Annotated in this window: 10 protein-coding genes and 4 pseudogenes; 10 read left to right on the top strand and 4 right to left on the bottom strand. The window is 63.0% G+C overall.

What is annotated here, in order from left to right; genetic code table 11:
• Positions 1 to 97: 97 nt before the first annotated feature.
• The 3 genes and pseudogenes from RM96_RS37625 to RM96_RS24165 form a co-directional block, all read left to right on the top strand.
• Positions 98 to 654 (top strand): annotated as a pseudogene (locus RM96_RS37625) (DNA-binding protein); the annotation flags it as partial.
• Complete coding sequence (locus RM96_RS24170) at positions 638 to 883, top strand: H-NS histone family protein (RefSeq protein WP_039014262.1); 246 nt, start codon at positions 638 to 640, stop codon at positions 881 to 883. The pseudogene RM96_RS37625 and the gene RM96_RS24170, both read left to right, overlap by 17 nt.
• Before the next feature lie 151 nt (positions 884 to 1,034).
• Complete coding sequence (locus RM96_RS24165; protein WP_039014259.1) at positions 1,035 to 2,033, top strand: TGS domain-containing protein; 999 nt, start codon at positions 1,035 to 1,037, stop codon at positions 2,031 to 2,033.
• Positions 2,034 to 2,149: 116 nt separating this feature from the next.
• Here RM96_RS24165 and RM96_RS37620 read toward each other — a convergent pair.
• Positions 2,150 to 2,323: pseudogene (locus RM96_RS37620) on the bottom strand (IS6 family transposase); the annotation flags it as partial.
• Between RM96_RS37620 and RM96_RS24155 the strand changes: the two are divergent.
• Positions 2,280 to 2,570, top strand: coding sequence for a YncE family protein (locus RM96_RS24155; RefSeq protein ID WP_443112273.1), 291 nt, complete (start codon positions 2,280 to 2,282; stop codon positions 2,568 to 2,570). The pseudogene RM96_RS37620 and the gene RM96_RS24155 overlap by 44 nt on opposite strands.
• Here RM96_RS24155 and RM96_RS40195 read toward each other — a convergent pair.
• Positions 2,545 to 2,886 (bottom strand): annotated as a pseudogene (locus RM96_RS40195) (YncE family protein); the annotation flags it as partial. The gene RM96_RS24155 and the pseudogene RM96_RS40195 overlap by 26 nt on opposite strands.
• Positions 2,887 to 3,450: 564 nt before the next feature.
• Here RM96_RS40195 and RM96_RS24150 point away from each other — a divergent pair.
• From RM96_RS24150 to RM96_RS24140, 3 genes are all read left to right on the top strand, one after another.
• Positions 3,451 to 4,374: a M28 family peptidase gene (locus tag RM96_RS24150; RefSeq protein ID WP_052279714.1), complete on the top strand. Its 924-nt coding sequence runs from the start codon at positions 3,451 to 3,453 to the stop codon at positions 4,372 to 4,374.
• Between the two features lie 85 nt (positions 4,375 to 4,459).
• Positions 4,460 to 5,092, top strand: a complete 633-nt coding sequence (nth, locus tag RM96_RS24145) for an endonuclease III (protein WP_039014256.1) — start codon at positions 4,460 to 4,462, stop codon at positions 5,090 to 5,092.
• A gap of 31 nt (positions 5,093 to 5,123) precedes the next feature.
• Complete coding sequence (locus tag RM96_RS24140) at positions 5,124 to 5,648, top strand: nucleoside-triphosphatase (protein WP_052279713.1); 525 nt, start codon at positions 5,124 to 5,126, stop codon at positions 5,646 to 5,648.
• An 84-nt stretch (positions 5,649 to 5,732) separates the two neighbouring features.
• Here the strand turns inward: RM96_RS24140 and RM96_RS40190 are convergent.
• Positions 5,733 to 5,879, bottom strand: a pseudogene (locus RM96_RS40190) (IS6 family transposase); the annotation flags it as partial.
• Between the two features lie 329 nt (positions 5,880 to 6,208).
• The gene (locus tag RM96_RS24130) at positions 6,209 to 6,427 is read right to left on the bottom strand and encodes a CDGSH iron-sulfur domain-containing protein (RefSeq protein WP_039014254.1); all 219 of its coding nucleotides are present in this window, start codon (positions 6,425 to 6,427) and stop codon (positions 6,209 to 6,211) included.
• A 1,210-nt stretch (positions 6,428 to 7,637) separates the two neighbouring features.
• Here RM96_RS24130 and RM96_RS24125 point away from each other — a divergent pair.
• The 3 genes from RM96_RS24125 (at position 7,638) to RM96_RS24115 (ending at position 9,914) form a co-directional block, all read left to right on the top strand.
• Positions 7,638 to 8,330, top strand: a complete 693-nt coding sequence (locus RM96_RS24125; RefSeq protein ID WP_238587395.1) for a DNA-binding protein — start codon at positions 7,638 to 7,640, stop codon at positions 8,328 to 8,330.
• Positions 8,331 to 8,466: 136 nt separating this feature from the next.
• Positions 8,467 to 8,715 carry an H-NS histone family protein gene (locus RM96_RS24120; protein ID WP_039014253.1) on the top strand — a complete coding sequence of 83 codons (249 nt, stop codon included), beginning with the start codon at positions 8,467 to 8,469 and terminating at the stop codon, positions 8,713 to 8,715.
• 515 nt (positions 8,716 to 9,230) lie between these two features.
• A complete protein-coding gene (locus RM96_RS24115) occupies positions 9,231 to 9,914 on the top strand; it encodes a hypothetical protein (protein ID WP_039014252.1) in 684 nt (227 codons plus the stop codon).
• Positions 9,915 to 10,078: the final 164 nt, after the last annotated feature.

Genomic DNA, 10,078 nt, shown 5'->3' with positions numbered 1-10,078 from the left:
CCGGTCCTTGAAATCCTTCCCGTAACGAGCCACTTCTCTCTCTCATCGCCCCCAGGGTTCAAATTCTATCGGGGCGACATCTATTCTGCCGCGGGGGGCGGCCAACGAGGCCGCCACCGGCGAGCTGGCCACGCTGCGCGCCGAGGCGCGCCATGCGGCCAGCGTCGCCGAGGCCGAGCGCGAGGCCGCACAAGCCGAGACCGCGGCCGCGCTCCCGCGAGCAGGTGACCATTGCCCAGGAACGGGCCGAAGCCAGCGAGCGCCGCGCGCTGCGTGAGCTGGACCAGGAGCGCACCGTGCGCCAGAAGAGCGCGTGGCCGAGGAGTTGCGCGGCGGTGGCGCAGGCCGAAGCCCGGGCCCGGCTCGAAGCCTAGGCCGCGGCGCTCACCGATCGGCTTTCGGCCGCCAAGCAGGCGCAGCGGAAATCGGCCCACGACCTGGAAACCGTGCAGGCGGAGTTCGCCACGGCGCAGCGCCGGGCCGAGCGGGCCGAAGCCGAAGCGGCGCTGGCGCGCCAGCTGCTGGCAGCATTGCGCGTGGCGCCGCGCTAGCGGGAGGGCGGGCGGCGGCCCGGCGCCGACAACGAATCAAGGGGCGGACACGCCCGCAGCCCTTCTCAACCCGAATGACGGCAACGATGACGGCGAAAAATGAGCGGGCGGACGCGATCCGCTGGATCCAGGCGCAGATGGCCGACTACGGGCTGACCATGGAGGAGCTGGCGGCGGCGAGGTGCTTCGATCCGCCACCGCCACCACCGCCTCCCGCGGTCTGCTACCGCAACGCCGAGGGGCTCACGTGGGACGGGCAGGGTGAGATGCCGGCCTGGCTGCGGCGCGCGGTCAATGCCGGGCAGAGCTCGGAGTTTTACCGGGTCGGATAGCTCCAACGGCGTCTCATCCACGGTGCCACGGTGCGAATCGAGGTCGCTTCAGGCAAATACCTGGAGCGGGTAAGGCGAGAGAAGCAAAAATCGTGACTTCAGCGTATCTTGTACTTGCCAGGGCCGACCTGGCTGTTGCACGTGCTGTCCCATGCCAGCAAACCTTTCCCCCGAGTACAAGCGGGCCGAGCAAGCCTATCGGCTGGCACGCCAGCCGCGTGAGCAGCTCGAATGCCTGAAGGAGATGCTCCGTGCCATCCCGAAGCACAAGGGCACGGAGCGTCTGCAAGCCGATATCAAGTCACGGATCAAGGAACTCACCCAGGAATCTGCCAGCCACGGGAAGGCTGGTCACAGAGGGCCGTCACATGCGGTGCATCCCGACGGCGCGGCCCAGCTCTGCCTGATCGGCCCGCCCGGCGCGGGAAAATCCAGCCTGCACGCGAGGCTCACGGGATCGCACAACCAGGTCGGGCCCTACCCCCACCCGACCAGACTACCGATTCCCGGCATGTTGCCATTCGAGGACATTGCTTTTCAACTGGTCGACCTGCCGCCCGTTTCAGTCGAATTCCTGCAGCCTGAGCTCACGGGCCTGTTGCGGTCGACAGACGGCGCACTGCTCGTGGTCGACCTGAGCGCGCCAGACTGCACGGAACAGTTGGAGCGGATTCTGCGGCAGCTTGCCGCGGGAAAAATCATCCTGACGGAGCGCTGGCCGGCGACGGCGGAATTAGCGCCAGCTGATTCATTCAGCGTGTACCTCCCTACGCTGCTGCTGGCCAACAAGACGGATCTTGCCAACCCGGAAGACGCGGCCGTCCTCGAAGACCTGCTCGGCGTACGCTTTCCGGAGCTCGCAACCTCCGCGACCAGCGGGCGAGGGCTGGCCGAAATCGGCCCGTTCCTCTTCAGGGCTCTGGGGATCGTGCGCGTCTACACCAAGGCGCCCGGGAAACCCATCGACCAGAATCGGCCCTTTACGATGCGCCGCGGCGACACCGTGCTGGATGTCGCCATGCGGGTGCATCCCGATCTCGCAAGCACGTTCAAGTTCGCGCGCATTTGGGGGAGTGGCAAGTTCAGTGGCCAGCAGGTGGGCGCCGATTACCCGGTCGCCGATGCAGACGTGGTGGAACTGCATTCGTAGCGCACCGCTGACGAAAAGTCACGGCCGCACGCTGACGAAAGTCACGGCCGCAGTCAGCCTGGGATCTGTCGCTGTAAGTGAGCGAGGACGAGAAGACTCACGAGGGCACAACTGACTTATGCTGCCAGTGAATAGAATTGATCTGCAGCGGACGGATTGCTCCCTTCGTGGCACTGCATCTGGCCCTTGGCAATCATGTGCATGAGCTCGATACCGCCCAGCAGGATGCGCGCGCAACGAAAGTCCTTGAATCCAAGCATTGGTCGGGTCAGGCGTTTGATGGCTCGATGGGCTTATTGCGACAAAACCATCAATCATGCCGACTTCTCGATTGACGGCAAGTACGCGCTCTTTACCTGCGAATTCGCTGGGGGCATCGCCAAGATCGATCTATTGAACCGCAAGGTTGTCGACTATCTGCATCTCGGCTGGGAGAGCATGCCACAGGACATTCGCGTCGCGTCGGATGGCAAGATCTTCTATGTCGCCGACATGATGGCCGGTGGCGTCCATCCATGCCGACTGGAATGGAATTGATCGAGCCCGTCGTTGTGTCGATCGCGTAGACGACATCGTCAAACCGACCAGACAGCCATAGCGTCTTGCCGTCGGCACTGACATTGCCCATATCGGGGCTGCCTCCGCCCGGAATCGGCCAGGTCGCCACGACCTTGCGCGTGGTGAAGTCAATCACCGACACGCTGCCCTTGCCATGCCGCAGCCCGTGAACACGATCGGACCCGCGATTGGCGACGTACAGCCTGGTGCCGTCTCGGCTCGGGTAAAGCCCGTGCGTGCCGATGCCGGTCTGGATGAAGTCGATCTTGATCATGCGATCGCCAGGAACCGCATGGCCTGACGGTTTGGCCGCAACCTGGTCGTTATTCCCTGGGGCACACGGGCAATATGCGTTGAAGCAGAGTCGGCATCGCGCTGGCGCCCAGGGAGCTCTAAAGTGCAGACACGGCGGTAAACCCATCCCGCCGCAATCGTCACCAGGTCCGCGGCTCCCGTCGCGTTGACGGGCACAATGACGCCGCTCGCATTCGCGCGGCGACGTTCCCACGATTCGCGTATTGACTCCATTCTCCAGCCTGTCTTCAAACGTCAGGGCGCCGGCTAGAAGACAGAAATGTCAGTCCGGTCGTGCTTTTTGTGTGGGGTCCGATACTTTCTCGGGATTTCCGTCGGGGGTGGCGCTGACCTGATGTGACAGCGCTTTGCTCTCGGTAGGGCGGTAGCCCCGCGCGCCACCACGCACGCAGTTGACGCTGGACTAGACTGCATTCTTGGGAATGCCTTCTTTGCACCGACTGAGGTGGCAGACGGTAGAAGCGGCGATGACCGGTGAATTGGCAACAGTCCGGATTGATGCCTCGAAAACGGCGCCGGTCCGGTCCAGGGCGGAGCGAATGGCATGCTGATTGCGCACGCCCCCGGCCTGGCGGCGGCGTTGGAGCGTCATGTGAAGGTGCTGGCCGGAGAGATCGGCGAACGCAACGTGTTCCGGCCGGACGCTCTGCATGCGGCAGCCGACTATATCGATCAGGAATGGGCCAGGCGTGGCTGTGCGGTAAGGCGTCAGGATTATCAGGTGCGAGGCATCCCCTGCGCCAATATCGAGGTTGCGCTTGCAGGCTGCGTTCAGCCTGACGAAATCATTGTGCTGGGCGCGCATTACGACACCGTGCGGAACAGCCCCGGCGCCGACGACAACGCCAGCGGCGTCGCCGCGCTGCTCGAGATCGCGGGCCTGCTTCAGGTCCTCCCGCCCCGCCACACTGTGCGCTGCGTTGCGTTCGTGAACGAGGAAGCGCCGTTTTTCTTCGGCGGGGACATGGGCAGCCTGAGGTATGCACGAGCCGCCCGACTGTGCGGGGATCGCATTCGCGTGATGCTCTCGCTCGAGATGCTTGGCTACTACCGGGACGAATCGGGCACCCAAAGCTATCCGCCTCTGCTACGTTACTTCTATCCAGCGCGCGGCAATTTTATCGCCTTCGTTTCCAACCTTCGCTCGAGGCGTCGACTACGATGGGTGGTCAACGCGTTCCAGATTTCATCCGATTTTCCGCTCGAAGCAGCGGCACTGCCATGGTGGGTGCCCGGGGTCGCCTTGAGCGATCACGTTTCCTTCTGGCGCCAAGGCTATCCGGCCGTTATGGTGACGGACACCGCATACCTGCGCAATCCGTACTACCACACTGCGCACGATGTTCCGACCACGCTTGACTATGGCCGCATGGCCGCGGTGACGCATGGCTTGGCCGTGTGCGTCGCTTCGCTGGGGCCAGGGGACGCGAGTCCTGGGAAGGCGGAGGCCGCAGGCCTGCATCAATAACTGAGATCTGGCCGTGGGCAGATGCGAGAACTATGTTGGAAGGATCACCGCGGCGAACGGCGGGAATTCAGGCGGGGTTCAGGCCATGGCAAACGCAAACAGAATCGCTCTGCTGCTGCTGCGCACCTACCCGAAGCCCAAACTGGCGCTACATTTCAGTAATCCGCTGGAACTGCTGGTTGCGGTGATCCTGTCTGCCCAGTGCGCCGATGTTCGGGTCAATGAGGTCACCCGGACCCTGTTCAAGAAATACCGAAGCGTGCGCGACTATGCCGAAGCCGACCTCGCCGTCTTCGAGGAGGAAATCCGTCCCACCGGGTTCTACAAGAACAAGGCAAAACTGGTAATCAACTGCTGCAGAAAACTGCTCGAGGATTTCCATGGAGAAATTCCGGCCACGGTTGACGAACTCGTCACCCTGCCCGGTGTTGGCAGAAAAACCGCGAACATGGTGCTGGGCAACGCTTTCGACACCCCAGGCATCGCGGTGGACACACATGTTCTGCGGGTCTCGAACCGACTGGGCCTCGTCTGCTCGGACAGCGCGGACGAAGTGGAAAAACAGCTGATGCAACAGATCCCCCGCGCGCAATGGACGCCATTCACCAATGCGCTGATTCTTCACGGCCGGGAGACCTGTATCGCGAAGAAGCCCGCCTGCGGACGGTGCGCGCTCTATGAAGCATGCGAATGGCCAGACAAACCAGAACGTTCGTGAAGGTGGGCCGCAGGCGGTGCGCAGCTGCATCTTGCTGCTGACCGGCGCCCCCGGTTCTGGCAAGACTACTATCATCCGCAGGCTGGCGGCCGCGCTGCCCGGCTGGCGGCTCGCAGGCTTTTGCACCGAGGAGATCCGCATGGGCGGCGAGCGTCTCGGCTTTCGGATCAGCGATTTCGATGGGAGGGAAGCAGTGATGGCCCATGCCCACTTCGCTGGGCCACATCGAGTCGGCAAGTACGGCGTGGACGTCGCAGCGATCGACAGGTTGACGGAATCCGCGCTTGTGCTCAACCCTGGCGTGGATGCCTACCTGGTGGACGAAGTCGGCAAGATGGAATGCCTTTGCGCAGCATTTGTCACCCGCATGGGCGCGGTATTCGCGTCCGGGAAGCCAGTCGTGGCGACGGTTGCGCAGTATGGCGGCGGGTTCATCGAGGAAGTCAGAGCGTGCAGAGGCGCATGCGCGGGGGGAGAGCTTTGGGTAGTCACCTCCCGCAATCGCGACAGCCTGCCCGGGCAGGCGCTCGCCTGGCTGAAGCGAATCACAGCGTAGCTTTGTCGCAGCGATGCCATGCCAGCGGAGGTTCTGTCGCGGTAAGAGAGATCAGTCGACAAGAAGGCCGCAGTGATGCTTGGCTCATGAGGCCAGGGAATAGAATTGCTGTGCAGCGCACACAGTGGCCTCACCAGAGCGCTGCATCTGCCCCTTGGCGATCATATTCATCAACTCGATGCCGCCAAGGAGAATGCGCGCGCTTCGAAAGGCTTTGAAGCCAAGCATAAGGGATGGCCGGGATACAAGCTTATGCGCTGCAGAGCATAAGCCGTTATCTTGACATGCCTCCCAGCTATTGCTCATCCGTGACCAGGCCTGCATCGGCCCGCCCCCTTCATGCCCCGAGTCCCATATGGCACCACAATTGACCGCCGCTGGTTTTCCGGCGGCGGCGAGGTGGTCGACCCGGGGCGCGCGATCATAACGACACAGCACGCTGGTCGCCCAGGACAAGAGAGATTGTCGGGTGCGAGCGTACGCTCCGGCCAACGCCAAGTTCTTCGCTGGGGGAAAGCCATTCGCCTTTCGCTTACAACGGGTCTGGCAACTGCGAAGCCTCAGTCAGGCTTCGGTCGCGGCATGCTGGAGAACCCGACGCGCTTGTGCGATCCGTCGCAAAACGGTTTGTTCTCGGAATGCCCGCAGCGGCACAGCCAAACCTGCTCGCCCTCGAAGACGAACGGTTCACCTGTCGGAGTCACGATCTTGACAGGGCCTTTGATACGGTAGGGCCCATTATCCTGCACGGTAACGGTAACGACAGTGTCCTCACTCATGACGCACTCCACCTTTTGGCAACCGTGACGACTGAAGTTCATGGTAGGAAGCCGCCGGCCTCTTGTGCAAGGCGTGGCATGAGCCTGATGGTGCCGAATTAGGAATTCCCTGTGGCGTTGTCCGTTGTCTATATCAGGAGGCCACGGCCCACCTGTATTCGGCCTGGACGTTCCTAAGAGACTATTTCAAGTGCGACACGAGTCGCCGTCCGCTGGACAGCACCCCCACTGTCACGACGCCCAGGTCAGGCACGGTCGCGCCCCACACCTACGACACGCCCCGGCGACGAGCGGCCATCCATGCCCGGAGGTTGTCGGAATTCCGCTACTGTTGCACCTGTTACTACGTCAGTTGGGTGACCGTTTAAGGGGTCGTGCCAAGATTCGCATTTATGCTCTGCAGAGCATAATTGCGAGTCCCGCCCGACCCTCGGCTAGTGTTTCAACCGCCGCGTCGTGCTGCGGGAGTTGCAATTACACAGCATCTACCGCTGCTGCAGCACCAATGTAATATTAACGACTCCTATATCCGTGTTAGACGGAGTTTAATTCATGTCCGCAGCGGATGTGCTGCACCGCTTGTGCGCCGCTGCGCAGGACCGGACCGACGCCCCCGCCGAGGTCCGGTTTTTTTGCCCTGCCCCCTCGAGCCCAGTCTTAGCTGGGAGGCCAGCGCCGCTCAGTGACAAGCCAGGCGCCAACGGGCGTCACGACCTCCGGTGCACTTTGTTCTCCGATATGGGAAAGCGGCGAAAGTCGTGGAATTCATCATTTCGGTGGTAGCTGGCATCGCCGCAGAGGCGGAACAACATCAAGGCATGACATACCCGCCAGCCAGTCTCACGCGAAGTGGTACACAGCCGTATCAGGCACGTGTCAGCACGGAGAGCATTGAGAGAGCTTCTGGAGGAAGCCACCTTGCTAGCCCGAGGACTCGGCTGCCTGTTTCATGTCATTGGCGGAACAACCGTGCACCATGCCTTCGTCGCGAATATTGAGAAACCAGGCCGAGCAAGGAAATCGCACGCTGTCAGTGGTTCTCGCAGGCGGAGTTTGGGGGAGGTCGTCATCAGCCCTACGATGCGTCAGATCATTGAGAGCTTCTGGCTGGTGCGCCGACGCTAAGGTGCGCGGCTTGCCGAAGACGTGTTGGTCGAGCCTACGAGGAGACCGCGCCAAAACGAGGGGCTGACTAAGCGGCAAGATGCGCGTGACCATCGACCACCCCGGGCTGCCGGATGCGCTGAAGTCGATTGCAGCCGACACCGTGCAGGCGATCTGGCAGGTCGCCAACGAGGCTGCCGCCGGCGACCTGGCCGCCTTGCGGGCCGAAGCGCGGCTACAGGCGAGCGAGGCGGAAGCGCAGCGCGACCAGGCGCGCGCCGCGGTGGTGGTGGCCGAGCAGGAGAAAGTCATCGTAGAGGCCGAACTCGAGGCGGCCCAGCGAGCAAGTGCGGTGCTACAGCGGGAACTGGACGCCGCGCGCCAGGCCCACGCGGCCGCACAGGCGCGTCACGAGGAGGGAAGACGCCAGGTCGAGGCGCTCGAGCGGCAGTTGCAGGAGTTGCGTACCCAATTCTCGACGGAGCTGGAGCGCACCCGCGAACAGGTGTGGCGGTGGCGCAAGACGCCGTCGTGGCCGGTGCCGAGGAACGGGCGCGACTGCAGGCCGAGCGCGACACGCTCAGCCTGCAGTCCGTGGAGGCGCAACGGGCGCTGGCGGATGGGCGGGCGGTGCAGGGCAGCCTGCGAGTCGAACTGGAGGCGGCGCTGCGGCAGGCCGAGCGTGCGCAAGCGGAAGCCACCGCGACGCGCACGAAGTTCAAGCTGGGGCCAGCTTGAGGGGGCGTCCGAAGGCGAGGATTTGCCCACCGCGCGATATGTGAATTTGATTAAAATTTAAGCAGAGAGGCCACCTTGTCCTCCCGCCGGCACGGATCTTCACGGCAGCAATCCCCGGAAGAACCTTGACGTCCAATGTTCCCGAACGACGGCGCGGCGCTGGATCCTGCGCCTCCTCAAATCTGTTCACCTGCACCATGTCGATCGAAATCGAGCGCGCGGAAGCGATCACCTGGATTCGCATCCAGATGGCCCAGCATGGGCTGAGCCTGTCCGATCTGCAGGCCGCCGGCTGCTTTGCCGAGCTGCCGCCGCCCCCAACGCCGGGTGCGGTGGTGCGCTACCGCAACGCGCACGGGCAGGGCTGGGACGGGCGCGGTGCCATGCCGGACTGGCTGCAGCGGGCGGTCAATGCCGGGCAGACCGTGGAACATTTCCGCGTCTGAAGCGCTGGTGGCCAAATCGCCCGACGGAAGCTACATGATCGTCTGCAGCCACCGGGAAATGCTGCACGTGCACGAAGTCGAAGGCCGGATGTTCGCCGTATCCGACGATTCGCAGTCTGCGCTGGACGTGGCGACCCGGGAGGCCATCGACAATGCCATAGATCGCGGCCGCTGCCGCGGCACTGGCCCCAGGGCGCCGGCTTCCGGTGCGTGGTCTGCGTGCAGCTATCCGCCGGACGGATTCCCCGGCGAGGCAGAGAGGACGGCAGCTTCGGCTACTCCCGCCGCAAAGGGCAGGACGGGCAGATCTGTCCTGGCTGCCTCGAGGAAGCGGGATGGATTGAGGCCGGCCAGCACAAAAAGTTCGGGCCCGCCCAAAGCAACATAGACGTTCTCCCGGGCATAAACTGGAAGGAGATGGCGGCCGCAGTGTGTTGGCCGCCGGGCGGACTCCCAAGCGTGGCGGGTGCCGGCTGCGCGGCGATAGCCACGCCGAAGCTGCGTTCTCAAATGCCATGAGTTACATTCGCGCACCGTTCACCGACGATCAGGTCCAGAAGCTCAACGAGAACCAGGTCGGTCTCGGCGGCCCGGTTCTGCGCGCCTTCATCTGCAGGAACAGCGCCGATCATCGCCACGGAGTCGAAGGTGGCGCCCCTGGCATCCTGATTGCCACCAAATACGGCTGGGTTTGCCCACACTGCAATTACAAAAGGGACTGGGCCTTCGCGATCATGGCGACCCGGTTGACTCGCCCGCCGACCGCCATCCAATCCTTTGTCTATACGACGCCCTCAATCGAGAAGGCCAACATCCTCCTCGGTCAATATGAACGGCTTGCGGCAACCGAGCACCCCGGCGCGGCCGTGATGGTCGCCTGCATCAAGAATCGCATCGAGGAAATGTCGCTCCCCGGATTCGGCACTATCGAGCTCAGCGAGATCCTCACCGACGCGGTGGTGAGACAATCAGAAGGACGTAATTACCAAATCGTCTCGGGACAATCCCATCTCCAAGCCGCCCTGCGCCTCACCGGCCGCGCGCTGGTGACGGATGCTGTCACCCATGAGCAGTTACACGTCCATGACATCGACGGCAAACTGTTTGCCATTTCGTCCGGCGCCCAGGCAGTGCTGGACTCAGAAACACTTACGGCGATCGAACACGCCAAAGCCGACCCGCGCGCGAGACGCGCGTGAACTCATTTCGCTGTACGCCGCACTGGACTCACATGGCATGGATCTCGATGCGAAGAGCGGGAGTCAGGGCTTGAACTGCTGACAGAATAGTTGCGCGTTCTTGTGCAGTTGTGCACAATTTGCGCATGATACGCACGATGGTCAGCATTCAAGAGGCTGCGGAG

This window comes from Cupriavidus sp. IDO (assembly GCF_000812465.1).
In the GTDB taxonomy this organism is placed as follows: domain Bacteria; phylum Pseudomonadota; class Gammaproteobacteria; order Burkholderiales; family Burkholderiaceae; genus Cupriavidus.
This window is presented reverse-complemented; position numbering and strand designations above follow the sequence as displayed.